The sequence below is a fragment of the Aquitalea denitrificans genome (assembly GCF_009856625.1).
GTDB classification, from domain to species: domain Bacteria; phylum Pseudomonadota; class Gammaproteobacteria; order Burkholderiales; family Chromobacteriaceae; genus Aquitalea; species Aquitalea denitrificans.
In genome coordinates, this window is the sequence record NZ_CP047241.1 from 2465073 (window position 1) to 2489789 (window position 24717).

Consider the following 24717-nt stretch of genomic DNA (forward strand, 5'->3'; position numbering starts at 1 on the left):
TCCGCCAGCGCCAGCCATACAGGAGACACTCATGCCACCACGCCAGCTCGCCCTTGCTGCCCTCAGCATGCTGGAGCTATCCCCGCCCGACATGGTCAGCTGTGCCGCTGCTGCCGGCTTCAGCCATGTCGGCCTGCGCCTGTTACCCGCCACGGCCGAAGAACCGCAACACGACATGCTGGGCAACAGCCCGCTGCTGCGCGAAACCTTGCAGCGCCTGCAGGACACCGGCCTGCAAGTGTCTGATGTGGAAATACTCAGGCTCAAACCGGAGGTGGATGTGGTCAGCTATCTGCCCATGCTGGAAAGTGCCGCCCGGCTGGGTGCACGAGAGGTACTGGTGGCGGGAAACGACCCGGACTTTGCCCGCTGCGTGGACAGTTTTGCCCGCTTGTGTGAACTGGGCGCACCACTGGGCCTGAGCATGAATATCGAACCCATGCCGTGGACTGACATCCGCAACATCGCCATGGCCATGCAGCTGCTGCAGCAAGCCGGACAAGACAATGCTGCCCTGCTGGTGGATGCCATCCACTTTGACCGCGCCGGTGACACCCCGGCCATGCTGGCCGAGGTGCCACGCCAGCGCCTGCACTACATGCAGCTGTGCGATGCACCCGCCGCCAAGCCCGACTCCATCGAACAGCTGCTGTACCAGGCCCGTGCCGAACGCATGCCACCGGGCCACGGCGGGCTGGCGCTGGGCGAATTGCTGCTGGCCTTGCCGCCGGACCTGCCGATTGCGCTGGAAGTGCCGATGCACAGCAAGGCCCAGCTCAGTGCCGTGGAACGGGCAAAACTGCTGCGCAGCGCCGCCGAGCAGGTATTGCAGCGCACCTATGGCAGCGCCGCGGCGTTGGCTGGCGCGTAGCAATCTTCCATTTTAAAAAAAATCACAAAACGTACCGACTGGTTGCTTTTATGCAACAAAACGGACGCAAGACAGCAATACGGAGAGACTGACATGTTGTTGCAACTGGAAAACCTGCCGGCACAAGGCGGTGAATATGATGTGGTGGTGATCGGTGCCGGCGGTGCCGGGCTGGCTGCCGCGCTGTTTGCCGGTCTTGCCGGACAGAAAGTGCTGCTGGTGGAGCATACCGAATACGTGGGCGGCACCACCGCGCTGTCCGGCGGCACCACCTGGATACCCGGCACCCTGCACAGCGCGCGGGTGAATCCGCAGGACACCCTGGCCGAAGCAGCCCGCTATCTGGACAACGCCATCGGCGAGCGGGCCGACCCGGCGCTGCGCCAGGCTTTCCTGCAAGCTGGCCCGGCGGTGGTGGCCGCGCTGGAAGCCGCCACCGAGGTGAAATTCCGCCCCTACCCCAAGCACCCGGACTACATTTCCGACCTGCCCGGCTCTACCCTCAATGGCCGTGCGCTGGAACCGCTGCCGTTTGATGGCCGCCTGCTGGGCAAGCTGTTTGCCGTGCTGCGCCCGCCGATTCCCGAATTCACCGTGCTGGGCGGCATGATGGTGGACCGCACCGACATCAACCACCTGCTGAAGCTCAAGTCCTCGCTGCCTTCGTTCAGGCACTCGCTCAAGCTGCTGCTGCGCCATGCCAGCGACCGCCTGTCTTACCCGCGCGGCACCCGGCTGGTGATGGGTAATGCATTGGTAGGCCGCCTGCTGTATTCGCTGTCGAAACTGGGCAAGGTGCAACTGGCGCTGCGAACTCAGGCCAGCGACATCCAGCACGATGAGGGCGGCGTGCACGGCCTCACCCTGCGTCAGGGCAAGGCCAGCCGCAGTATCAAGGTCAATCAGGGGGTGATTCTGGCCAGCGGCGGCTTCAACCGCGACCCGGAACAACGTGCCCGCCTGCTGCCCGGCATAGAGATGGACTGGTGCCCCGGCGCCCCCGGCCATACCGGCCAGGCACAGCAGCTGGCACGCGGCCTTGGTGCAAAACTGGCCGAAGGCAGCCTCAGCCCGGCGTTCTGGGCACCGGTATCACTGCGTCGCCGTGCCGATGGCAGCCAGGCCGTGTTTCCACACTTCATGCTGGACCGCGCCAAGCCCGGCATGCTTACCGTCAATGCCAAGGGTGCACGCTTTGTGAATGAAAGCACCTCTTACCACCTGTTTGGCCTGGCCATGCAGGAGGCCAATCGCAGCACACCCAGCATTCCGGCCTACCTGATCTGCGACGCTGCCGCCTTGCGCCAGTACGGCATGGGCATGGTGCGCCCCGGAGGCAAGGGGCTGGAGCCCTTCCTGGCCGATGGCTACCTGAGCGCAGGCAACACACTGGCCGAGCTGGCCGGCAAGCTGGGCATGGACCCAGCCACGCTGGAGGACAGCGTGGCGCGCAACAACCGCTATGCCGCCAGCGGCGTGGACAGCGACTTCCACCGTGGTGAAACCGCTTACCAGCAAAACATGGGCGACCCCAGCCGTGGCCAGCCCAACCCCAATATCGGCCCGCTCGCCGAAGCCCCGTATTACGCGGTGCGGCTCTATCCGGGTGACATCGGTGCCGCCACCGGCCTGCAAACCGACACCCAGGCCCGCGTACTGGGCCGCGACGGACAGCCCATTGCCGGCCTGTATGCGGTGGGCAATGACATGCATTCCATCATGGGCGGGGTATATACCGCGCCCGGCATCACCATCGGCCCGGCACTGGTGTTTGCCAGTATCGCCGCCACCCATGCCAGCCAACGCAACACCCGCGCCCTGACGCGCGACACCGTTACCCAATAAGGAGAGCACAGCATGACCCAAACCCTGCAACTGGATGGCGCCACCCGCGTACTGGCCATCGTGGGCGATCCGATCGCCCAGGTGAAATCCCCGGCTGGCGTCAGCGCCGCCCTGCAACAGCAAGGCCGCAACGCCATTCTGGTGCCCAGCCATGTCAGCCCGGCCAATCTGGATGCCTACGTCAAGGGCATCAGCCTGGCGGGCAATCTGGACGGCATCATCGTCACCGTGCCGCACAAGTTCGCCATGTTTGCCCAATGCAGCAGTACCAGCGACCGGGCGCGCCGCCTGGGCGCGGTCAATGTGATGCGCCGCAATGCCGACGGCAGCTGGCACGGCGACATGTGTGACGGGGCCGGTTATGTGGCCGCCATGCGTGAGGCCGGCTGCCAGCCGGAAGGCAAGCGCGCACTGCTGGTAGGCGCTGGCGGGGCGGGTTCGGCCATTGCGCTGGCCCTGCTGGAAAACGGCGTCAGCCAACTGGCCATCCACGATGCCGACACCAGCCGCCGCGACCAGCTGATTGCCCGCCTGTCTGCCGGTTTCCCCGGCCAGCTGGCCATTGGCAGCAATGACCCCAGCGGCTTTGCCATTGCCATCAACGCCTCGCCCACCGGCATGCAGGCCAGCGACCCACTGCCGATTGATGCCGGCAAGCTGAATGGCAGCATGTTTGTCGGCGATGTGATTACCGCCCCGGCGGTTACCCCGCTGATTGAAAACGCCCGCGCGCTGGGCTGCCAGACGGTAGTGGGCGGCGACATGTTTGCCGCCGTGCGTGAACTGATGCTGGACTTCCTGCTGGCGCAGGGTCCGCTGGCGCGCTGAGGTTGGCTGTGGACAAGCAAGCACAAGCCAACACCCTGCACTGCGACCTGCTGGTAGTGGGCAGCGGCGCCGGTGGCCTCGCCACCGCCGTTACCGCTGCCAAGCTGGGGCTGAAGGTGGTGGTGGCCGAAAAAGAAGCCGACTTTGGCGGCACCACCGCCTGGTCGGGTGGCTGGCTATGGGTGCCGCGCAATCCGCTGGCCATCGCTGCCGGGATTGAAGAAGACCCGGCCCAGCCGCGCCAGTACCTGCACAGCGAGCTGGGAGAGGACTTCGACGCCGCGCTGGCCGATGCCTATCTGAGCCACGCGCCACGCATGGTGGATTTTTTCCAGCGCCACAGCCTGCTGCGCTTCATCGACGGCAATCTGATCCCGGACTTCCACGGCCACAGCGCCGGGGCGGCCACCGGCGGGCGTTCGGTGTGTGCGGCACCGTTTGATGGCCGCCAGTTGGGCGCGCACATCCATCAGCTGAAAAAACCGCTGGACGTGATTTCGCTATGGGGCATGGGCATCGCCTCCGGCATGGAGCTGCGCCATTTCCTCAACGCCAGCCGTTCGCTGACTTCCTTTGCCTATGTCACCCGGCGCGTGCTGGCCTACTGGCGCGACTGCCTGCTTCATGGTCGCGGCATGCGGCTGGTCAACGGCAATGCGCTGGCCGCCGCGCTGGGGGCCTCGGCCCTGCAAGCCGGGGTGAAACTGCGCCTGTCCAGCCCGGTGCGCCAGTTGCTGCGCGAACAGGACACGGTGAGCGGTGCGCTGCTGGATACGCCCGACGGCCCACTGACCGTACATGCCAGCCGTGGCGTGGTGCTGGCCTGCGGCGGCTTCCCGCACGATGTCGCCCGCAAACGCCAGCTGCTGGCGCATGCGCCCAGCGGACAGGAACACTGGTCTGCCGCACCGGCCAGCAATACCGGCGACGGCCTGCGACTGGGTGAGGCCGTCGGCGGCGTAATGGGCGAGATGGCGTCCCCCATGGCATTGGCTCCGGTATCGCTGGTGCCACGCACCGATGGCAGCACCGCCCATTTCCCGCACCTGATCGAACGCGCCAAGCCGGGGTTGATTGCCGTTACCGCCAATGGCCAGCGCTTTTGCAACGAGGCCGATTCCTACCACGACTTTGTCTCCGCCCTGCTGCGTGCCACACCAGCAGGCCAGCTGGCCGAAGCCTGGCTGCTGGCCGACCACCGCTTCATCCGCCGTTACGGTCTGGGCGCAGTCAAACCGGCCCCCATGCCGCTGGGCAAAATGCTGCGCAATGGCTATCTGCAACGTGGCAACACGCTGCAAGAGCTGGCCAGCCGCTGCGGCATAGCCCCCAGTGCCCTTGAACAACAGGTGGCACGCTACAACCAGCAGGCCACCGCCGGGCAGGACGACGACTTTGCCAAGGGCGACACCCCCTACAACCGCGTGCAGGGCGACAAGGACAATGCCTGGCCCAATCCCTGCATGGCCCCGCTGCAACACGGGCCGTTCTACGCGGTGAAGATCGTCCCTGGCAGCCTGGGAAGCTTTGCCGGCCTGGCCACCAATGCCAGCGCACAAGTGCTGGATGAACAGCAGCAGCCCATCAGCGGCCTGTACGCCGTCGGCAACGACATGCACAGCATGATGGGCGGCCACTACCCCAGCGGCGGCATCACCCTGGGCCCGGCCATGACTTTCGGCTATCTGGCGGCACACCACGCCGCCGGACGCCAACCTGACGCAAATGTTTGAACTTAACCAAGGACACCCCATGTACTACGAACTCGCCACCCTCACCCTGCCCTTTGGCACCACCGCCCAGGCCGCCCAGAATGTACAGACCTACACCAGCGATGCCGCCGCCGGCGGCGAACTGCTGGGCTGCTGGTATAGCGATATCGGCCAGCTCAACCAGTTGCTGATACTGCGCGGTTTCGACAGCCTGGCGGCACTGGAAGCCGAGCAGCAACGCACCCGCCTGAGCGCCGACCCGTACGGCTGCGGCAGCCTCGCCACCAGCATCGACCGCCAGTCCTACCAGGCTTTCCCGTGGATGGCCCCGTTGCGCCCCAGCAGTGAAAGCGGCATCAAGGGCCCGGTGTATGAAATCCGTACCTACGGCATCAAGACCGGCGGCCTGCAGCACACCATGGACCTGTGGCAGGAATACCTGCCGCCGCGCAGCGCCCTGTCGCCCTGCCTGGTAGCCATGTTTGCCCTGCAAGGCCCGCTGCGTTTCACCAATATCTGGGCCTATGCCAGCGTGGACGAACGCAGCCGCATCCGTGGCGAAGCGGTTGCCGCCGGCATCTGGCCGCCCAAGGGTGGCCCGGCCTGGCTCACCACCGACATGCACTCCACCATCGCCCTGCCCACGGCGGTGTCGCCGCTGAAGTAAGCCGCTATGAACAGGCTGCAACGCTGATACGCTCTGCCACGGTTAAGCAATACACCAGGACACCACACAGACATCCTTGTGTATTGCTTCAGCTATTTTCCTCAGCATACCTGACAGTCACTCATCACCGGATCATACATCTGATACCGATATTCGACCTTTCACCCAGCAAACTCCTCCTTGTCTGATTGGCCTGCCAGCGCGAGCGCTTTGATGATTGCCAATGTCATCACTACTGCCCGGTTTCCTTCATGCCCAACCCCTATCAGCTAGCCTTCCCCGATCGCCTGGGGCTGGACCTGTCCGTGTTCGCCTTTACCCTCGACGAAGCCCTCGACACCCCCTTCCTGCTCGAGGTCTCCGTCACTTCCCCACAAGCAGACCTCCCCCTCGCCTGCCTCATCCACCAGCCCGTCACCTTTACCATCACTCCGCCCCAGGCCAATCCGCTGCCCCTCATCCCCGGCCTGACGCCCCCACCCACCCCTGACCACACCCGACGCTGGCAGGGCCTGGTGCGCGCCGCCAGCCGCCTGCACACCAATCAGCAGGAAACCCGCTACCGCTTTCGCATCGGCCCGCCCCTGGCCGCCCTCGCCGATGGCCGCCACACCCGGCTGTTTCAGCAACAGAGCATTCCCGCCGTCATCGCAGCCGTGCTGCAACAGCATGGCCTGGCCGGCAGCGCCCTGCAGTTGGACCTGACTGCCGACTATCCGCTGTTCGAGCACATTACCCAGTATCGCGAGAGCGATCTGGATTTCATCCAGCGTCTGGCCGCCGATGCCGGGCTGTTCTATCAGGCGATCCCCGCTGACGATGGCCGCGCGCTGCTGGCCTTTGGCGACAATCTGGAGCATTACCAGCGCGGCTTGCTGCCCATGATCCCCCTCAGCCCCGATGCCGGCCTGGAGGGCGTCGGCCGCGAAGTGGTGCGCCGTTTCGACTTGCACCACCAGCCCATGCTGCACAGCGTGCAGCGCCGTGACTTCAACTACCGCAGTGCCAGCACCCCGCTGGCCAGCCGGGTGGACAGCCCCGACGATACCCCGGCGGCCCATGGGCTGGATGATGACTGGGGCGAAGGGCAGCGCAATGCCGACGAGGGCCTGCGTCTGGCGCTGCTGCGTCACCAGCTGTCGCTCAGCCGTCAGTGTCGCGGTGAGGGGGCCGGTAATGTACTACGCTGCCGCCCCGGTGCCGTGCTCACCCTCAGCCAGGCCTTTGCCGAGGCCCCCCACGGCTGGCTGCTCACCGCCGTGCGCCATCAGGGCGCGCGCGATCAGGCCTATCACAACCAGTTCAGCGTGATCCCTGCCGACCGCATCTGGCGACCGGCCCTGCGCGACAAGCCACGCATCCACGGCACCCTGCCCGCCATGGTGGTAAGCCCGGCCAACAATAGCTACCGCTATCCCTTTCTGGATGCCGATGGCCGCTACCGGGTGCGCTTTCTGTTTGATCTGGATGCATGGCCCCCCGGCAGCGATTCGCGCCCGGTACGCCTGGCCAAACCCTTTGCCGGCGGCGGCTTTGGCCTGCACCTGCCCCTGCACGCCGGCACCCGCGTCAACATCGCCTTTACCGATGGCGATATCGACCGCCCCTATATCGCGTCGGCCATGCACGACAGCAGCAAGCCGGATCACATCGACAGCGGCTGGCACACCCGCAACGTCATCCTCACCCGCGCCCACAACAAGCTGCGCATGGAGGACTTGCAGGGCAAGGAGCACATCAAGCTGGCCACCGAGTACGGCAAGACCCAGCTCAATATCGGCCACCTGGTGGACGCCCAGCGCCAGCCGCGCGGGGAAGGGTTTGAGTTGCGCAGCGACCAGTGGGGGGCCATCCGTGCGGGTAAAGGCCTGCTGCTGTCCGCCCATGCCCAGCCGGGAGCCAGCGGCCTGCAACGCGACATGGCGCAGGCGCTACAGCAACTGGAGCGGGCCAATCAAAGCATCGACAGCCTGAACAGCGCCGCCAGCCAGGCCAAGGCCGACCCGCTACAGCTGCAAGCGCAGTTGGACTTGCTCAATCAGCAGGTGAAGGACTTGCAGCAGGCCGTGCTGCTGGCCAGCGCCCCCGCCGGCATGGCGCTCACTACCGGTGGCAGCCTGCACGCCGCCGCCGGGCAGGACATCGCGCTCACCGCCCAGCAGCACGTGGGGGTATCGGCGCTGAAGTCGCTGGTGGTGAACATCGGCCAGGCCATCAGCCTGTTTGCCGCCAAGGCCGGCATCAAGCTGGTTGCCAACCAGGGCAATGTCGACATCCAGGCGCAAGGCGGTGCCGTGCTGCTGTCCTCGCGCCAGGACACGCAAATCCGCAGCATGCAGAAGATCAGCCTGGCGGCGCAGGAGGAGATTGTACTGAGCGTAGGCGGCAATGCGCTGCGCATTACCGCCGAGGGCATCAGCACGCTGGGGAAGACTACGGTGTACGGCGGCTTCTCGGTCACATCCAAGCAGCAGCTGAGTGTGGGGCTGCCGGACTTCCCGGTGTCGCAGGTGAAGGCGCCGCTGCCGTTTGTGCTGGCGCAATCGCCGTTTGGCCAGACCAGTGAATGGGCTGGCATGCCCTACACCCTGAAAGCCGGGGCCGCCACCGTGCAGCAAGGGCTGATGAGTGATGCCATGCAGCTGCCGCTCACCCACGAGCCTGGCGTGCAGCACTACACCCTGACGCTGGCCAATGGCAGCGAATACCAGATTCCGCTGGTCAGCGAACTGCGCGATCCGGCCAAGGGCCAGCTGGCCAATGCCGGGCTGCACAAGCAGGTACTAGGCCCTGCTCCCGACTCTGGCCGTGTCACCTATCAAACCGATGCACGCACCCACCAGGCACAGCTACTGAAGAGCAACGATGACGAGGAGCCCCAGGCATGAGCACCAGCACCACCGTTCCCATTTGCACCCGTGGGCCACTAACGGCCACCCTCACCCTGCCGTGGTTTGTGGATCACGCCGAATACGCAACCCACAATTCCAGCCTGCAAATCCTGGTCAATGGTGAACAAACCTTTGCCACCCTGCACGAAACCATGGCCCGCGCCAAGCGCACTATCAGCATCATTTGCTGGGGGTTTCAGCCGTCCATGTACCTGGTGCGCAATGGCCACCACCAGGTGAGCTATGTCATCGACGGCAAGACAGAAGTCTTTCCGGTGCAACTGGGCAAGCTGCTGGAGCACAAAGCGGCCCAAGGCGTAACCGTACGGGTGCGGTGCTTTGCCGCCACCCCATTGAACATGAAGGTTAATGTCACTGGCCATCAGGACGCGGTGGGCGAGTCCAACACCCCAGGCCGCTGGATCGTGCGCATCAAGGACCGCCCGCCCTACGAAGTGGAGGATGCGCCCCCCTCCGACCCGGACCGGCGTGGACAGTATCAGTATGATCAGGACTGGTATTACCGCTACGACGACCAAGCACCCGGCCTGTATGCCGATGACAAAGATGTGCGCAAGCGCAAGGGCGATGTCCGCGCACAACACCTGCATTTCTATAGCCGGGGGTTTTCCGCGAAAGAACGGGCGCGTATTGCCAGCATGCCGCATGACGACCGCGGGCTGAGCTGGGAAACCACCAAGCAATCACTGCCTGGTGGCCCCAGTCACCACCAGAAATCAGTGCTGGTGGACTATGACGATGCCCAGCACGCCAGGGCCCTGGTGATGGGCCACAACCTGCTGGACGAATACTGGGACAGCGACGCCCACCCTTACCGGGTGCGCAAACCCTGGCTGGGCCGAAATGGCAGCGTTGGCCCGCGTGAGGATTTTTCGGCACTGCTGAGCGGCTCCATTGTCGGCGATGTGTTCTACAACTTTGCCGCCGCCTGGAAGCAAGAAAGCGGTGAGCAACTCCCCGACAGCACGTTTTGCGACTACCCGTATTTTTTCAAGCGCGGCAGCAACGATGCGCTGCGCTTCATGATTCCCTGCCCGGTCCAACTGGTGCGCACCCAGGCCCAGGCCAAGCCCATGGTGCAGGACATCAAGCGCGCCTATTACCAGGCGGTGAACAATGTCACCAGCTACATCTTTATCGAAAACCAGTATTTCCGCTTTCCACCGCTGGCCGACAAAATCAAGGCCGCCGCCCGCGCCCAGCAGCAAGCCCGCCGCCAGGCACCCATCTACCTTTTTGTCATCACCAACTCCACTGACGATGGGGTGGGCAAAGGCAGCGTCAACACCTACCGCATGCTGGCGGCGCTGGGCCGCCGCGACACCATGCCCGGCGTCAGCAAGGCCTACGAGATGGACGATGCCCAGGCCCGGCTGGGCCAGGCCGAACAAAAAATGAAACTGGCGCGGCTGGTGCTCAACAACCCCGTGCTCTACCCCAAGAACGAGCCCGCCAGCCAGGCCTTGATCAAGACCCAGTTACAACAGGCCAAGGCCGAATACCAGCAAGCCCAGGCCAGCTACGAACAACGCAAGGCCGAAGCCGAAGCCATTGCCAAAGGCCAGGACGTGGACATCCCCACCGTGGACATCCCCGGCCTGAAAACCCTGATCTGCACCCTGGTGGCACCGGATTCCCCGGCGGGCGACTGGCGCGAAACCTATATCCACGCCAAGTTGATGCTGGTGAACGACTGCTTTACCACCCTGGGCTCGGCCAATATCAACACCCGCAGCATGGAAGTGGACAGCGAACTCAATCTGCTGACCAACCACAGCGACATCGCCCGTGCGCTGCGCCGCAAGCTATGGGGCATGCATACCAGCCGACCAACCGGATTGGGTAGTTCGGATAGTCCTGAATTGGCACAAGCACGCAACAAGGCCAATCCAGAAGGAATGGGACGCTTTGAACCGGCCTACCAAGCCCATGAAGCTTGGCAAAAAATCATCAATGCCAACAAATTTGCAGAGCAGAACAAACGACCACCCATCGCCGCGCTGCGCGGCATGCTGCGCCGCTCCGCCGAAAGGAGCAATAGTGATTAAGCGCACCGCTCTGCTGCTGGCCAGCCTGTGGCTGGCCGCCTGCCACCCTACTGACGCCAATCCGAAAGCTACCGCCATGCCCGCGCTACCCACCGTGCAAGACCAACTTGCCTTTACTTGTGCCTACGAGAAAGACCGCCTGCCCGCGCTCGACCCCGAGGCCGACCAGCTCTACCGCCATGCCCGCTGGCTCAAACGCCAGCAACTGCAACAGGAAGACCCGCTGCGCCATCCGCAAATGGAACGCCTGCTGCGCATCGCCACCGACTATGACCATTACCAGGCCAATCTGGAACTGCGTGGCATGCTGCGTGCCGGCCAGGCAATCAGCGAACACCCGGTACAGGAAGTGGTGACACTGACCGAGCGACTGATCCAGCAAGGCATCCCCGGCGGTTACTACGATATGGCGCAACTGCTGCAACAAGGCTATGGCGTCAAGGCCGACAGCCTGCTGGCGCTGCAATACCAGCGCAAGGCCGCGGACTTGGGTAACCCGGAAGCGCAGTATGCCGTGGGCGACAAGCTGACCGATGTCGATAAACCAGAAGTGTACGCCGTGGGTTATCAAATGATTGCCTGTGCCGCGGAGCAAGGCCATGGTAGGGCCGGGGTGGAATATGGCATACGAATGCAAAGAAAAGGCGAATACGCCGCAGCGGTCAAATATTTCACCTTGGCCACCAAGGCTGGTGACCCATCTGGTGCTACGTGGTTGGCAGACGGTTTTGCCGATGGCCATCCCAAAAATCTGGCCGTCCCCAAAGATGAAGAACGGGCACGGCGCTATAAAGAAATTCGCTACATACTCAACATCTACTCCTACCTGCATCCCAAAGTGCCGGAGCTGGACAGCATCGTCCCCTTGCCACCCGCGCCACTGCCGCCGTGGGATGGCAAGATCCAGTGGCTGCGCGACTTTGAAGCCAACGTCCCGCCACCGCTGCCAACAGAACAACGTATCCGTGAACTGGCCGCAGCCAAGGCGCTGGACCCGGCCACCGGGCGACCCGACCCCAAGGCACAAGCCGCGCAAAAAGCCCAGGCCGCGCAACTGGCCGTTCCACCGCCCACCCCGGACGCCCTGCCCATCGGCACCCTGTGTGGCAGCGGCGAAACCTGCCCGCAAACCGGACACTGGCAAGTGCTGTTTCCAGCGGACAGCATTCAGGGGCAGTATGCCGACCTGCACGCCAACCAGGTGGTACGCATCTTCTTGCAGGGCAACATCCTGCCACCCCACACCACGCACTACCCCCGGCTGTTGCAGCGCTGGCGTGGCTATAAACAACGCATCGAACCAGTGCAGTGGCAACTGGTGGGCTACCTGCGATGAAACGCCCCATCTCCCTGCCTGGGCTAGCGGGGCTGTGGCTGGTGCTGGCGCTAGGGGCGTGCAATGCAGCGGACGCCACCCCGAAAGCCACCACCATGCCCGCGCTGCCCACCGTGCAAGACCAACTTGCCTTTACCTGTGCCTACGAGAAAGACCGCCTGCCCGCGCTCGACCCCGAGGCCGACCAGCTCTACCGCCATACCCGCTGGCTGAAGCGCCAGCAACTGCAACAGGAAGACCCGCTGCGCTATCCGCAAATGGAACGCCTGCTGCGCATCGCCACCGCCTATGACCATTACCAGGCCAATCTGGAACTGCGTGGCATGCTGCGCGCCGGCCAGGCAGTCAGCGAACACCCGGTACAGGAAGTGGTGACACTGACCGAGCGACTGATCCAGCAAGGTATCCCCGGCGGCTACTACGATATGGCGCAGCTGCTGCAACAAGGCTATGGCGTCAAGGCCGACAGCCTGCTGGCGCTGCAATACCAGCGCAAGGCCGCAGACTTGGGTAACCCGGAAGCGCAGTATGCGATCGGGGAAAAACTGATGAATCTCACCATCGACCACCCTGTCGAGTTTGAAATTGGCAAATCCATGAAAAAGTGTGCCGCCGAACAAGGCCATGGCCGCGCCGGACTTGAGTATGGTGTTCAGATGCAAGGAGAAGGCCAATATGCCGCAGCGGTCAAATATTTCACCTTGGCCACCAAGGCGGGTGACCCATCTGGTGCTACGTGGTTGGCAGACGGTTTTGCCGATGGCCATCCCAAGAATCTGGCCGTCCCCAAAGACGCCGAGCGGACACAGCGTTATGAAAAAATAAGCTACCTCCTCGGTGTCTATTCCTATCTGCATCCCAAAGTCCCCGAGCTGGACAGCATCGTCCCCTTGCCGCCCGCACCGCTGCCACCGTGGGATGGCAAGATCCAGTGGCTGAAAGATTTTGAAGCCAACGTCCCGCCACCGCTGCCGCCAGAGCAACGTATCCGCGAACTGGCCGTAGCCAAGGCGCTGGACCCGGCTACCGGGCGACCCGACCCCAAGGCGCAAGCCGCGCAAAAAGCCCAGGCCGCTTCCCTGGCCGTTCCACCGCCCAGCCCGGACGCCCTGCCCATCGGCACCCTGTGCCACAGCGGCGAGACCTGTCCGCAAACCGGACACTGGCAAGTGCTGTTTCCAGCGGACAGCATTCAGGGGCAGTATGCCGACCTGCACGCCAACCAGGTGGTGCGCATCTTCTTGCAGGGCAACATCCTGCCACCCCACACCACGCACTACCCCCGGCTGTTGCAGCGCTGGCGTGGCTATGAACAACGCATCGAACCAGTGCAGTGGCAACTGGTCGGCTACCTGTGAAAAGCCGCCGCATCCGTGGTGAAGCTGTCGCCGCCGGCATCTGGCCGCCCAAGGGTGGCCCGGCCTGGCTCACCACCGACATGCACGCCACCATTGCCCTGCCCACGGCGGTGTCGCCGCTGAAGTAAGAAGCTGGCAATAAAAAAAGGGACACGTGTTACGTGTCCCTTTTGCATCGTGGCAGGATCAGTCCAGCCCGGTCCTATCAGTCATACCAGTTGCTGCGCGCCTGCTGCCGGGCACGCGACTGGGCCTGTGCGGCCAGGCGCACCGCCACATTGGCGGCACCGTATTGCTGGTAACCAGCGCGACGTTGCAGCAGTTCGAAGAAGAAGCGATCTTCAAACTGGGCGGTGTACACATGCAGCATTTCACCGCCTTGTGCATCGCGGTCGTACAGGATGTTGGCCGCGGCCAGGCTGGCGACAAATTCATCCGGCAGATCGAAGCGCGCCGCCAGGTCGTCGTAGTAATTACGCGGAATTTCCAGCAGGGGCACGCCGCTTTCGCGCGCTGCTGCCACGGCGGCAAAGATGTCGTCGGTGGCAAAGGCAATGTGCTGCACACCGGAACCGCGATAGGTGGAAACCGAACGGGCAATGGCGGTATTGCGGTTTTCCGAGATATTGAGCGGAATGCGGATGCTGCCATCCGGGCTGTGCAACACCCGGCTTTTCACCAGTCCGTAGGGGTCGGGCAGCACATGTTCGTTTTCGGCCTTGAAGCCATACACGGCGCGGAAGAACAGCATCCAGGCGTCCATGGTTTCCGCTGGCAGGCCCAGCGCGAAGTGGTCGATGCTGGTAAGCAGGCCTTGCTTGCCTGCGGCACCCGGCAGCATGTCGAAGTCGGACTGGTAAATGCTGCTGCCGTCAGCGCCGGGGTCCACCAGGTATTGCAGGCTGCCATCCGGCGCACGCACGGCGGGAATCTGCCGCTCGTTGGGGCCGACGCGGCTTTCAAACGAGCGGGCGCGATACTGCTTGGCGCGTTGCAGCGCCTGGGCGCTGTCATTCACCCGGAAGGCGGACGCGCACAAGGACGGGCCATGTGCCACGAAGAAGGCGTTGGCGAAGGAGTCCGGCTCGGAGTTGAGAATCAGGTTGATGCCCCCCTGACGGTACAGGTTGACGCTTTTCGACTTGTGCTGCCCGGCATGGGCAAAGCCCAGTTTGCCGAACCAGCGCGCCAGGCGGCTGGCGGCGGCCTCGTCCACGGCGAATTCCAGAAACTCCACCCCGTCGTACTGCGGCTGCGGCGCCGGCACAAACAGCTGCGGCAGCACGGCGGCGGCACTGGGTTCCGCGCTGGCAGCCAGCTGGGCACGGGTGGTTTCTTCCAGATACAGCAAGCCACGGCGACCATCTGCCGCGGTGCCGCCAGTAGGTGCGGCACGGAAGCCGTCATTGAAGATTTCCAGACTCAGCGGGCCCTGATAGCCGCTTTGCAGGATGGGGCCAAGGAAGGCCGGCAGGTCAAACTCGCCCTGACCGGGGAAGCAGCGGAAATGACGGCTCCACTCCAGCACGTCCATATTGAGAATGGGTGCATCGGCCAGTTGCAGGAATACGATCTTGTCGCCCGGAATCTCCGGCAGGCGCGACAAATCATCCTTGAGTGACAGGGTGTGGAAGCTGTCCAGAATCACGCCCAGATTGGGATGGTCCACGGTTTTGACGATATCCCACACCTGACGGTAGGAATTGACATGCTGGCCCCAGGCCAGCGCCTCGTAACCCACCAGCACTTCATGCCTTGCCGCCAGCTCGGCCAGCTGGTGCAGGTCGTCGGCAAGCACCGCGTTATCGCGGATCACATCCGGCTGCACATTGCTGCACACCAGGATGCGGTCGGTACCCAGCTCGTGCATCAGCTCGAACTTGCGTTCGGCCCGTTCCAGATTGTGTTGCAGACGGTCGCGGCGGCAGCCTTCGAAGTCACGGAAAGGCTGGAACAGCATGATCTGCAAGCCCAGCTCCTGACACAGGCGGCGCACATCCCGTGGCGAGCCATCAAAATACAGCAGGTCGTTTTCAAAGATTTCTACGCCCTGAAAGCCGGCAGCGGCAATCGCCTCCAGTTTCTCGGGTAGGGTTCCGCTCAGAGAAACGGTGGCAATACAGTGTTGCATGGTGGTCATCCTCAATGGGGAAACTGGCGCTGGCGGCGCACCGCTCTGGGTCTGTGTGTAGTACTGGCGATGCTGCCGGTTTACTTATTTCGTACCAACAGGTACATTTCAATCTTAGCGTGAAAATTTTCACTGCACCAGTGCGTTTCCCTGTTCCCGCCATCCCGCTCACGGCCTGTGCCGTGTGCGGGGTGCATGCCGCCCGCCGCGGCAATCAAGCAAAAAAGACCAACACATGCCTGCATCCACCTCCGCTGCCAGCACGCTGCTGCTGGGCCTGATCGGCCAAAGCATCCAGGGCTCGCGCTCGCCACAGCTGCATGAAGAAGAAGCACGCCAGCTGGGCCTGCGCTGTCTGTATCAATTACACGACCTGCCGCAGGACACCAGCGCTGCCGAGCTGGACACGCTGCTGACCGCCATGCAGACCGTGGGCTATGCCGGCTGCAACATCACTCACCCGTTCAAGCAAACCGTGCTGGCCTGTCTGGACAGCCTGTCGGACGATGCCGCCGCCATTGGCGCGGTGAATACCGTGCAGTTGCGTGATGGCAAACGCATTGGCCACAACACCGACTGGTGGGGCTTTGCCCAGTCCTTCCAGCAGCAATGGCCGCAGGCCAGGCTGGACAAGGTGGTACAAGTGGGTGCCGGTGGTGCCGGTGCTGCCGTGGCCCACGCCATCCTGACCTTGGGTGCGCAAAGACTGGCACTGCACGATGCCGACCCGGCGCGCGCCAGCACACTGGCACAGCGGCTGAACCAGCGCTTTGGCGCAGGGCGGGTGGTGGTAGCCGACGATGTGGCCGGAGAACTGGCCAGCGCCGACGGGCTGATCCAGGCCACGCCGATTGGCATGCAGGGCCACCCCGGCCTGCCGCTGCCGGTGGAATGGCTGCATCCGGCGCTATGGGTGGCGGATGTAATTTATTTCCCACGCGAAACCGCACTGCTTCAGGCCGCAAATGCGCTGAGCTGCGCTACCATGAATGGCGGTGGCATGGTGGTGTATCAGGCTGCAGGCGCATTCCGCCTGTTCAGCGGCCTGACCCCGGATGCCCAGCGCATGGTCCGGCACTTTGCCAGCCTCAGCGACTGAAACTGACAGATTGAACCGGCAAGCTCTTGTTGAACCCGCAGCCCTTACCAGACAGGTTCCCCATGTCCGACACCCTTCCCTTTAGCAGCCGGCCCAACCCCATGGGCACGGACGGCATCGAATTCGTTGAATTTGCCACCACCGACCCGACAGCCCTTGGCCAGCTGCTGCAGGCCATGGGTTTTCGCTGTACCGCCCGGCACCGTTCCAAACAGGTGCTGTTGTACCGTCAGGGTGACATCAATTTCATCGTCAACGCCGAGCCGGACAGTTTTGCCCAGCATTACGCCCAGCAGCGTGGCCACAGCATTTGCGCCATTGCGCTGCGGGTGAAGGATGCACGCGCAGCCACCTTGCGCGCCCGCGAGCTGGGGGCATGGGAAGTGGACACGGGCACCGGGGTGATGGAATTGCATATTCCGGCATTCCAGGGTGTGGGCGGTTCGCTGCTGTATCTGGTAGACCGCTATGGCGAGCACTCCATTTACGATGTGGACTTCCTGCCGCTGAACCCGGACAGCCAAGCCAAGGATGCCGGACTGAGCCGCATCAGCCTGCTGACCCAGAGCATACCGGGCGAGCGCATTGGCGACTGGCAGGACTTCTACCAGCACCTGTTCGGTTTTGCCGAATCCGCCAGTGACAGCACAGCCGACAGCCGCCTGCTGCTAAGCCCTTGCAGCAAGATCCAGCTGCGCTTGCAGGCCGCCGTGCTGGAGCATGGCATCAGCGAGGGCATGACCGGCGTCACCCTGGCCAGCCATGACATGGCCCTCACCCGCCAGCAACTGCAACAACAGGGGCTGGGCCTGTCCGGCCCGCAACAACTGGTCCGGCACGCGCTGGAGCATGCCGGCTTGCTGCAATTTGCCATCAGCAACGAACAGGGGAACTGAGATGGACGCCAGCCGCTTTGCCATTGATACCGCCCCCTTGCAGGGCAAGCTGCAAGACAAGCTGCAGGCCATGTCCGCCGCCGGTTTCTCCCGCCTCACGCTGTGGGCGCAGGACCTGATGAACGAACAGGAAGGCGGCCTGGCACAAACCGTGCGCACGGTGCGCCACAGCGGCATGAAGGTGATCGGCTTCGAGGCGTTGCGCGACTTCGAAGGCATGAGCGGCCGCTTTCTGGAATACAAGATAGACCTGGCCAAAACCATGATGCGCATGATGCAGCAGGTGGGGGCCGAGCTGCTGGTGGTATCGGCCACCACCTCGCCCAATGCGGTGGGCGACCTGGAAACCACCGCCGCCCATCTGCGCCTGCTGTCGACGCTGGCAACGCCCCTGGGCATCCGCATCGGCTTCGAGCCGCTGGCCTGGGGCCGCTATGTACACGACTACCACACGGCATGGCAGGTGGTGGAAATGGTGAACCGGCAGAACGTGGGCCTGGTGCTGGACAGCTTCCACCTGTTTGCCCGGGGCATTCCGCTGGATGAGCTGTACCGCATCCCCATGCACAAGCTGTTTCTGGTGCAGTTGTCCGACGCCATGAGCGACTACCTGCCGCTGCTCGAAGAAATGGTGCATATCTCGCGCCACCAGCGCTCCTTCCCCGGCGAAGGCGTACACAGCATGGCGGTGGTGGACATGCTGGTACGGCTGGAAATGGCCGGCTATCAGGGCAATTACGCCTTTGAAGTGGCCAATGACGAATTTCTTACCCAGGACGCGCACAGTGTGGCCAGCCGCGCCGCCCGTTCGGTGGACTGGCTGTGCCGCACCGTCAGCCAGCGCCTGCAGGACAGCGGCTGCTAAGCGCGGCTGACAAAACCCCTGCTGCAGCCTTGCGCCTGCTTGCCCTACTTTTATGTACGGTCGGCGGCGGCGCGCCTTGCCGCAGGGACGCTAGGCTATTTTGTTAGCCGCTCTGTATCATCGCGGCAGTTGCGCCGCCAGCGCCTGCTGCGTCACCTGCTCCAGCCGCTGGCGCAGCCAGATATGCAGCGGGTCGTGGCGATGGCGCTGGTGCCATACCAGATACATCGGCATGTCCGGGCAAGAGAGCGGCGGCGCACAACTGGCCAGCCCCGCCAGCAGGTTGCTGGCCAGCAAGCCGGGCAAAGTAGCCAGCCTGCTACTGCCCTGCACAAAAGGCGCGATGCCGGCAAAGCCCGGTAGCCAGGCGGCAATGCGCCGCCTTACCCCCTGCCCGGCCAGAAAATCATCAATATCCAGCATGCGCGGCGGTGTGTAGCCCACCGTAACGTGCTCGGCCGCCAGATAGTCGTCCAGACTGGCCGGTGCCGCACGGCAGCCTGCGTCGTAAAACACCCGGTAGTGGTCGGCAAACAAACGCTTTTGCACGATGTCGCTGCCATCCGGCGGGCGCGGGGTAATCACCAGATCGCACTCATCACTGCGCAGCATCTCCACCGTGGGGATGCCGGAGGGCAGCACCCGCAGCGACACGCCCGGCGCTTCCGCCTGCAACAGCCCCAGCAGGCGCGGCAGCAGCAAATCCCGTTGCAAATCGTTGGCGGCAATGCTGATGGTGCGCTGCAAACGGGCCGGATCAAAACTGGCGGCACTGACAAAGCGGCGCATGTCTTCCAGCAGGCTGCGCGCGTGCTGGGCCAGCGCCTCGGCCCGTACCGTGGGCGAGATGCCGCGGCCGGACTTCACAAACAGCGGGTCATCCACAATCAGCCGCAGCTTGTCCAGCGCATGGCTGACTGCGGACTGGGTCATGTCCAACCGCTCTGCCGCACGGGTGACCGAGCGCTCCTCCATCACCGTCAGCAGTAATTGCAGCAGCCGGCCATCCAACTGCAAATGATCGAAATTTTTCATCTATGCCATTCGGTTTACTGCATTTATCTCCACACATCAAACAGGGACACTGAACTCACCAGAATCAATAAGGGAGAACAAGTGATGGCGGAGCAACAACGCGTTTCCATTCCGGGAACCACCCTGTTTGACGACATTCAGGCGCAGAAGGGTTATGCCCTCAACAAGATGTGCTTTTCCTTCAACGATAAGGCCAACCGCGACGCCTTCAAGGCCGACGAAGCCGCTTACTGCGCCCGCTTCGGCCTGACCGCACCGCAACTGGCTGCGGTGCAAAGCCGCAATGTGCTGCAACTGATTGCCGCGGGCGGCAATGTTTACTACCTGGCCAAGTTTGCCGGCATCTTCGGCCTGGACGTGCAGGACATCGGTGCCCAGCAAACCGGCATGAGCAAAGACGAATTCAAACAGAAACTCCTGAACGCGGGACAATAATCATGGCAAAAATCGTAGGCAGCATCGTTACCTCCCACGTTCCGGCCATCGGCCGTGCCATTGCCGGCAATCTGCAGAATGAACCGTACTGGAAGCCGTTTTTCGACGCTTTCCCGCCCATCCATCGCTGGCTGGACGAAGTGAAACCCGATGTCGCCGTGGTGGTGTACAACGACCATGGCCTGAATTTCTTCCTGGACAAGATGCCCACCTTCTCGGTGGGTGCCGCGCCGCAATACCGCAATGCCGACGAAGGCTGGGGCATTCCCACCCTGCCGCCGTTTACTGGTGACACCGAGCTGTCCTGGCACCTCATCAAGCAGCTGGTGAACAAGGAATTCGACCTCACCACCTGTCAGGAAATGCTGGTGGACCATGCCTTCACCCTGCCCTTGAAACTGCTGTGGCCGCAAGAAGGCGCCTGCCCGATCAAGGTGGTGCCGGTGTGCATCAACACCGTGCAGTTCCCCATTCCCTCGGCCAGCCGCTGCTACAAGCTGGGCGAGGCCATTGGCGAAGCCATCAGTGCCTGGGATTCCGACGCCCGCGTGGTGGTGATCGGCACCGGCGGCCTGTCACACCAGCTGGATGGCGAACGCGCCGGTTTCATCAACAAGCCCTTCGACCTGCAATTCATGCAAAGCCTGGTGGACAACCCCAAGTGGGCCACCCAGTACACGGTGGAGCAGTTGGTGGAGCATACCGGCTCGCAAGGCATCGAGCTGCTGATGTGGCTTGCCGCCCGCGCCACCATCAAGGGCGATGTGCGCGCGCTGCAAAACACCTACCATCTGCCGATTTCCAACACGGCTGCCGGTGTGATGTTGCTGGAACCGGTCGCCTGAGTCACCGGGCAGTTGCAGTAAACCCCTACACTGTTGTCAGCAATTCTCCTCCTTCGCTGAACACCCGGCCTTGTGCCGGCCGGCTGCAAAGAAGGTGATCGGATACGGTTCCACAGGTCCCGGCAAAGCCGGGCCTCTTCATTTCACCTATGGAATCGGCAGCCTCCCATCTATTCCCAAACCCCCCGCCCTTGCCCTGCAAGGGAGCCTCGCCTTCCTGTTAGAAGGCGAGATATGCCAACTGTGGCTTTGCAGGCAAAAAAAGGCCGACAGGAACACCCCGTCGGCATGGGTTCACACCCCAGATGGAAGCAATGGTGTGGTCATCTCCTGCCCGGCTATCAGGCTGGCTGAACAGAAACGCCAAATTCCTCGGTGTCGATTTCCTGCTGGGTGGCAGCGTTGTAGCGCGCACCGCTCACGGTGTTTTCATTGACGATGGTGTCCAGACGGGTCAGCACTTCCATGCCCAGCGTCACCGTATCGGCCGACAGGTTTTCCTGCAGATGCGACACATTGCTGGTGCCCGGAATCGGAATCACCTGCTCGCTTTGCGCCAGCAGCCAGCCCATGGCCAGTTGGGCCAGGGTAAAGCCGGTTTCGGTGGCCAGCCCCTGCAATGCATCCAAGAGGCGCAGGTTGCGGCTAAAGTGTTCAGCCTGGAAGCGCGGCATGGCGCGGCGGATGTCGTTGGCGGCAAAGCCGGACGGGTCACGCACGCCACCGGCCAGGAAACCACGGCCCAGCGGGCTGAAGGCTACCAGGGCCACGTTCTGGGCGCGGCAGGCATCCAGCAGGGCGATTTCCGGATTGCGCGTCCACAGCGAGTATTCGCTCTGCACCGCGGCAATCGGGTGCACCGCCTGGGCGCGTGCCAGCGTGGCTGCGGAAACCTCGGACAGGCCGATGCTGCGGATCTTGCCCGCAGCCACCAGATCAGCCAGCGCGCCAACCGAATCTTCAATCGGCACCTGACGGTCCCAGCGGTGCAGGTAGTAGAGGTCAATCACATCGGTTTGCAGGCGGCGCAGGCTCTCCTCGCAGGTCTGGCGCAGGGTGTCCGGCCTGCCGTCTATCACCCGTTTGCCTTCCACCCCGGTCATGCCGCACTTGCTGGTGAGCACAATCTGCTGACGATAGGGCTTCAATACACGGCCCACCAGCTCTTCATTGGCACCAAAACCGTACAGCGCGGCGGTATCAAACAGGGTGACGCCTGCATCCAGCGCCGCCAGCAATACCTGGCCACCCTGCTCGGCAGACGGTGGCACGCCATAGGCGTGACTGAGATTCATGCAGCCAAGGCCGATGGCAGAAACGGTAAACGGGCCAAGCTGTCGCTGTTTCATGGAACTGTCCTTGCGCTGTCTGACGGGGACCCTGCAAGAAAAAGACAAGGTCAGCCGGTTTGAAACAAACCGGACTGCCTTGCTCAGGAGGGTCGCTTACAAAAGGTATTTCAAAAGAAGCTAATCAAATCAGGAGCTGCCAAGAAAAAAGCGCAGCATCCCTGGGGTGCAGCTTTTTGTCAGCAGCGCCTCACACCAGCTGCTGCTCCAGCGCATGCAGCACCTGATAGCACGGCAATACTTGGCGCAGGCTGGAGTTGGGCTCGCGGCCTTCGCGGATGGCGGCAAAGAATTCGCGGTCTTGCAGCTCGATGCCGTTCATCGATACGGCCACATGCGATACATCGATCTTCTCTTCCTTACCGTTCACCAGGTCGTCGTAGCGGGCAATGTAAGTGCCGGTGTCGCCGATGTAACGGAAGAAAGTCCCCAGCGGGCCGTCGTTGTTAAACGACAGGCTGAGCGTGCAGATGGCACCGTTGGCGGCTTTCAGCTGGATGGACATGTCCATGGCGATGCCCAGTTCCGGGTGAACCGGACCCTGGATGGCATTGGCCTTCACGATGGGGCTGCCAGCCTGATAGGCAAACAGGTCCACGGTGTGGGCGGCGTGGTGCCACAGCAGGTGGTCGGTCCAGCTGCGCGGCTGGCCCAGCGCGTTCATATTGGTGCGGCGGAAGAAATAGGTTTGCACATCCATCTGCTGGATGTTGAACTCGCCGGCGGTAATCTTGTTGTGCACGTACTGGTGGCTGGGGTTGAAGCGGCGGGTGTGACCGCACATGGCAACCAGGCCGGTTTCCTGTTGCAGCGCGGCAGCAGCCTCGGCACCGGCCAGGGTGTCAGCCAGCGGAATTTCCACCTGCACGTGCTTGCCGGCCTTAAGGCAGGCTGCGGTTTGACCAGCGTGCATCTGGGTGGGCGTACACAGGATGACGGCGTCCACTTCCTTGATGGCTAGGGTTTCGTTCAGGTCATCCGTGACATGGGCCACACCGTATTTGTCGGCCACTTCGCGGGTTTTGGCCAGGTCGCGGCCAATCAGCGATACCACTTCCACATCGGCAATATTCTTGATGCCGTCCAGATGCTTGATGCCGAAGGCACCTGCGCCAGCCAGAGCTACTTTGATTGTCATGACAGGGATTCCTTATTCCTTGTTTTCCAGAATGGCGTGACCCACGGCGGTATTGGAGGCCGGCACATGATAGAAGCGGTGTGCCACGTGCGGCAGCGGGCCGCTGCGCTCTCCGTTGTTCACGTCGGCCATCGCGCCGCGGGCAATCAGCCACATCACCAGTTCGATGCCTTCGCTGCCGGCTTCACGCACATAGTCGATATGCGGCACCCTGGCGCAGGCCACCGGGTCGTTGATCATCAGGTCCAGCCAGTTGTTGTCCCACTCGCGGTTGATCAGCCCGGCGCGTGCGCCCTGCAGCTGGTGGCTCATGCCGCCGGTGCCCCAGATATGCACATTGATGTCTTCGTCAAAGCTCTCCACCGCCTTGCGGATGGCCTGGCCCAGCGCAAAGCAGCGCTGGCCGGAGGGCACCGGGTACTGCACCACGTTGACGGCAAACGGAATCACCGGGCAGGGCCAGGCGTCCTTCACCGGGTCCAGCTCGCCGCACATCAGCGACAGCGGCACGGTCAGGCCGTGGTCCACGTCCATCTTGTTGACGATGGTGAGGTCGAAATCCTGCTGGATCACGCTTTGCGCAATATGGCTGGCCAGTTGCGGATGCCCCTTCACCACCGGCACCGGGCGCGCGCCCCAGCCTTCATCGGCCGGTTTGTACTCGGCAGCCGTGCCAATGGCGAAGGTGGGAATCATGTCCAGGCTGAAGGCGGTGGCGTGATCGTTGTACACCAGGAAAATCACGTCCGGCTTGTTGTCCTTCATCCATTGCTTGGAGAAGTCGTAACCGGCAAACAGCGGCTGCCAGTAGTCTTCCTGCGTCTTGTGCAGGTCCATGGCCACGCCGATGGCGGGCACATGGGAGGTGAAAACGGATGCGGTGATGCGTGCCATATCAGTTGCTTTCCTTTTTACCAGCAGCGCCTTGCGGTTGGCGGTGCGCCTGGGCGTCGCCGTCTTCGCCGATGGTGCGATTGCCTTCCACCGAGCGACCACCGGCCATCATCATGGCACGGTATTCCTCTTCGCTCATGCCGGTCATGGAGCCTGCCATTTGCTGGAAGCTCTTGCCATCCGTGGCGCCGATGCGCGCCAGGAAGTAGATATTGCCGCCCAGTCGCATGCACCAGTTAAGGTCGCGTGCCATCACCGCCAGCTTCTGTTCTTCCGTCATCGGCCATTCGTCGAGATAGGCGCGTTCGTCGGCCAGAAAGCGGGCGCGGTTTTCCGCCTTCATCAGGCTGGTGCAAAACTGGTTCAGCCAGTAGCCCAGGCGGCTTTGCTCGGCATCGAAAATGATGGTGCCGGGCACGTCTTTATACGGTTTGTCCAAAGCCATGGCGGCTC

At 63.0% G+C, this 24717-nt stretch carries 21 protein-coding genes; 15 read left to right on the plus strand and 6 right to left on the minus strand.

The annotated features are described in order from the left end of the window. The first annotated feature begins 31 nt into the window (after positions 1–31). The 10 genes from GSR16_RS11140 to GSR16_RS21335 all read left to right on the plus strand — a co-directional run bounded on the left by GSR16_RS11140 (position 32) and on the right by GSR16_RS21335 (position 13705). Complete coding sequence (locus tag GSR16_RS11140; RefSeq protein WP_159877374.1) at positions 32–871, plus strand: sugar phosphate isomerase/epimerase family protein; 840 nt, start codon at positions 32–34, stop codon at positions 869–871. Between the two features lie 93 nt (positions 872–964). Then, the gene (locus GSR16_RS11145; protein ID WP_159877376.1) at positions 965–2716 is read left to right on the plus strand and encodes an FAD-dependent oxidoreductase; all 1752 of its coding nucleotides are present in this window, start codon (positions 965–967) and stop codon (positions 2714–2716) included. Between the two features lie 12 nt (positions 2717–2728). Beyond that, the gene (locus GSR16_RS11150; protein WP_159877378.1) at positions 2729–3544 is read left to right on the plus strand and encodes a shikimate dehydrogenase family protein; all 816 of its coding nucleotides are present in this window, start codon (positions 2729–2731) and stop codon (positions 3542–3544) included. Between the two features lie 8 nt (positions 3545–3552). Continuing rightward, entirely contained in the window at positions 3553–5277 is a 1725-nt protein-coding gene (locus tag GSR16_RS11155; protein WP_159877380.1) for an FAD-dependent oxidoreductase, read from the plus strand. 19 nt (positions 5278–5296) lie between these two features. Further along, complete coding sequence (locus GSR16_RS11160; RefSeq protein WP_159877382.1) at positions 5297–5923, plus strand: NIPSNAP family protein; 627 nt, start codon at positions 5297–5299, stop codon at positions 5921–5923. Positions 5924–6174: 251 nt separating this feature from the next. After that, complete coding sequence (locus GSR16_RS11165; RefSeq protein WP_159877384.1) at positions 6175–8811, plus strand: type VI secretion system Vgr family protein; 2637 nt, start codon at positions 6175–6177, stop codon at positions 8809–8811. After that, complete coding sequence (locus GSR16_RS11170) at positions 8808–10883, plus strand: phospholipase D-like domain-containing protein (protein ID WP_159877386.1); 2076 nt, start codon at positions 8808–8810, stop codon at positions 10881–10883. The genes GSR16_RS11165 and GSR16_RS11170 overlap by 4 nt, the downstream gene beginning before the upstream one ends. Further along, complete coding sequence (locus tag GSR16_RS11175) at positions 10876–12219, plus strand: SEL1-like repeat protein (RefSeq protein ID WP_159877388.1); 1344 nt, start codon at positions 10876–10878, stop codon at positions 12217–12219. The genes GSR16_RS11170 and GSR16_RS11175 overlap by 8 nt, the downstream gene beginning before the upstream one ends. Further along, positions 12216–13577, plus strand: coding sequence for an SEL1-like repeat protein (locus GSR16_RS11180; RefSeq protein WP_159877390.1), 1362 nt, complete (start codon positions 12216–12218; stop codon positions 13575–13577). The genes GSR16_RS11175 and GSR16_RS11180 overlap by 4 nt, the downstream gene beginning before the upstream one ends. After that, complete coding sequence (locus GSR16_RS21335) at positions 13574–13705, plus strand: hypothetical protein (RefSeq protein ID WP_276608551.1); 132 nt, start codon at positions 13574–13576, stop codon at positions 13703–13705. Before GSR16_RS11180 ends, GSR16_RS21335 begins: the two co-directional genes overlap by 4 nt. A 77-nt stretch (positions 13706–13782) precedes the next feature. Here the strand turns inward: GSR16_RS21335 and GSR16_RS11190 are convergent, their stop codons facing one another. Then, positions 13783–15708: a bifunctional sugar phosphate isomerase/epimerase/4-hydroxyphenylpyruvate dioxygenase family protein gene (locus GSR16_RS11190; RefSeq protein WP_159877392.1), complete on the minus strand. Its 1926-nt coding sequence runs from the start codon at positions 15706–15708 to the stop codon at positions 13783–13785. Between the two features lie 235 nt (positions 15709–15943). On the opposite strand from GSR16_RS11190, the gene GSR16_RS11195 reads away from it, so the two are divergent. From GSR16_RS11195 to GSR16_RS11205, 3 genes are all read left to right on the plus strand, one after another. Continuing rightward, a complete protein-coding gene (locus tag GSR16_RS11195; RefSeq protein WP_159877394.1) occupies positions 15944–16807 on the plus strand; it encodes a shikimate dehydrogenase in 864 nt (287 codons plus the stop codon). 62 nt (positions 16808–16869) lie between these two features. Next, the gene (locus GSR16_RS11200) at positions 16870–17703 is read left to right on the plus strand and encodes a 4-hydroxyphenylpyruvate dioxygenase family protein (protein WP_159877396.1); all 834 of its coding nucleotides are present in this window, start codon (positions 16870–16872) and stop codon (positions 17701–17703) included. 1 nt (position 17704) lies between these two features. After that, complete coding sequence (locus tag GSR16_RS11205; RefSeq protein WP_159877398.1) at positions 17705–18568, plus strand: sugar phosphate isomerase/epimerase family protein; 864 nt, start codon at positions 17705–17707, stop codon at positions 18566–18568. A gap of 117 nt (positions 18569–18685) precedes the next feature. On the opposite strand, the gene GSR16_RS11210 is transcribed toward GSR16_RS11205, so the two are convergent. Then, the gene (locus GSR16_RS11210; RefSeq protein WP_159877400.1) at positions 18686–19603 is read right to left on the minus strand and encodes a LysR family transcriptional regulator; all 918 of its coding nucleotides are present in this window, start codon (positions 19601–19603) and stop codon (positions 18686–18688) included. Positions 19604–19687: 84 nt separating this feature from the next. On the opposite strand from GSR16_RS11210, the gene GSR16_RS11215 reads away from it, so the two are divergent. Continuing rightward, positions 19688–20038, plus strand: coding sequence for a protocatechuate 4,5-dioxygenase subunit alpha (locus GSR16_RS11215; RefSeq protein WP_045844910.1), 351 nt, complete (start codon positions 19688–19690; stop codon positions 20036–20038). Positions 20039–20040: 2 nt separating this feature from the next. Continuing rightward, the gene (locus GSR16_RS11220; protein WP_159877402.1) at positions 20041–20883 is read left to right on the plus strand and encodes a class III extradiol dioxygenase family protein; all 843 of its coding nucleotides are present in this window, start codon (positions 20041–20043) and stop codon (positions 20881–20883) included. Positions 20884–21224: 341 nt separating this feature from the next. Here GSR16_RS11220 and GSR16_RS11225 read toward each other — a convergent pair whose 3' ends face one another. The 4 genes from GSR16_RS11225 to ligA all read right to left on the minus strand — a co-directional run bounded on the left by GSR16_RS11225 (position 21225) and on the right by ligA (position 24709). Next, the gene (locus GSR16_RS11225) at positions 21225–22232 is read right to left on the minus strand and encodes an aldo/keto reductase (protein ID WP_159877404.1); all 1008 of its coding nucleotides are present in this window, start codon (positions 22230–22232) and stop codon (positions 21225–21227) included. A gap of 190 nt (positions 22233–22422) precedes the next feature. Next, entirely contained in the window at positions 22423–23370 is a 948-nt protein-coding gene (locus tag GSR16_RS11230; protein ID WP_205677414.1) for a Gfo/Idh/MocA family oxidoreductase, read from the minus strand. Positions 23371–23382: 12 nt separating this feature from the next. Next, positions 23383–24264, minus strand: a complete 882-nt coding sequence (locus GSR16_RS11235) for a class III extradiol dioxygenase subunit beta (protein WP_159877406.1) — start codon at positions 24262–24264, stop codon at positions 23383–23385. Position 24265: 1 nt separating this feature from the next. Continuing rightward, complete coding sequence (gene ligA, locus GSR16_RS11240; RefSeq protein WP_159877408.1) at positions 24266–24709, minus strand: protocatechuate 4,5-dioxygenase subunit alpha; 444 nt, start codon at positions 24707–24709, stop codon at positions 24266–24268. Positions 24710–24717: the final 8 nt, after the last annotated feature.

Coding starts and splice junctions, on each gene's coding strand:
- GSR16_RS11140 (WP_159877374.1), top strand. CDS start 32: ATGCCACCACGCCAGCTCGCCCTTGCTGCCCTCAGCATGCTGGAGCTA.
- GSR16_RS11145 (WP_159877376.1), top strand. CDS start 965: ATGTTGTTGCAACTGGAAAACCTGCCGGCACAAGGCGGTGAATATGAT.
- GSR16_RS11150 (WP_159877378.1), top strand. CDS start 2,729: ATGACCCAAACCCTGCAACTGGATGGCGCCACCCGCGTACTGGCCATC.
- GSR16_RS11160 (WP_159877382.1), top strand. CDS start 5,297: ATGTACTACGAACTCGCCACCCTCACCCTGCCCTTTGGCACCACCGCC.
- GSR16_RS11165 (WP_159877384.1), top strand. CDS start 6,175: ATGCCCAACCCCTATCAGCTAGCCTTCCCCGATCGCCTGGGGCTGGAC.
- GSR16_RS11170 (WP_159877386.1), top strand. CDS start 8,808: ATGAGCACCAGCACCACCGTTCCCATTTGCACCCGTGGGCCACTAACG.
- GSR16_RS11180 (WP_159877390.1), top strand. CDS start 12,216: ATGAAACGCCCCATCTCCCTGCCTGGGCTAGCGGGGCTGTGGCTGGTG.
- GSR16_RS11190 (WP_159877392.1), bottom strand. CDS start 15,708: ATGCAACACTGTATTGCCACCGTTTCTCTGAGCGGAACCCTACCCGAG.
- GSR16_RS11195 (WP_159877394.1), top strand. CDS start 15,944: ATGCCTGCATCCACCTCCGCTGCCAGCACGCTGCTGCTGGGCCTGATC.
- GSR16_RS11200 (WP_159877396.1), top strand. CDS start 16,870: ATGTCCGACACCCTTCCCTTTAGCAGCCGGCCCAACCCCATGGGCACG.
- GSR16_RS11205 (WP_159877398.1), top strand. CDS start 17,705: ATGGACGCCAGCCGCTTTGCCATTGATACCGCCCCCTTGCAGGGCAAG.
- GSR16_RS11210 (WP_159877400.1), bottom strand. CDS start 19,603: ATGAAAAATTTCGATCATTTGCAGTTGGATGGCCGGCTGCTGCAATTA.
- GSR16_RS11215 (WP_045844910.1), top strand. CDS start 19,688: ATGGCGGAGCAACAACGCGTTTCCATTCCGGGAACCACCCTGTTTGAC.
- GSR16_RS11220 (WP_159877402.1), top strand. CDS start 20,041: ATGGCAAAAATCGTAGGCAGCATCGTTACCTCCCACGTTCCGGCCATC.
- GSR16_RS11225 (WP_159877404.1), bottom strand. CDS start 22,232: ATGAAACAGCGACAGCTTGGCCCGTTTACCGTTTCTGCCATCGGCCTT.
- GSR16_RS11230 (WP_205677414.1), bottom strand. CDS start 23,370: ATGACAATCAAAGTAGCTCTGGCTGGCGCAGGTGCCTTCGGCATCAAG.
- GSR16_RS11235 (WP_159877406.1), bottom strand. CDS start 24,264: ATGGCACGCATCACCGCATCCGTTTTCACCTCCCATGTGCCCGCCATC.
- ligA (WP_159877408.1), bottom strand. CDS start 24,709: ATGGCTTTGGACAAACCGTATAAAGACGTGCCCGGCACCATCATTTTC.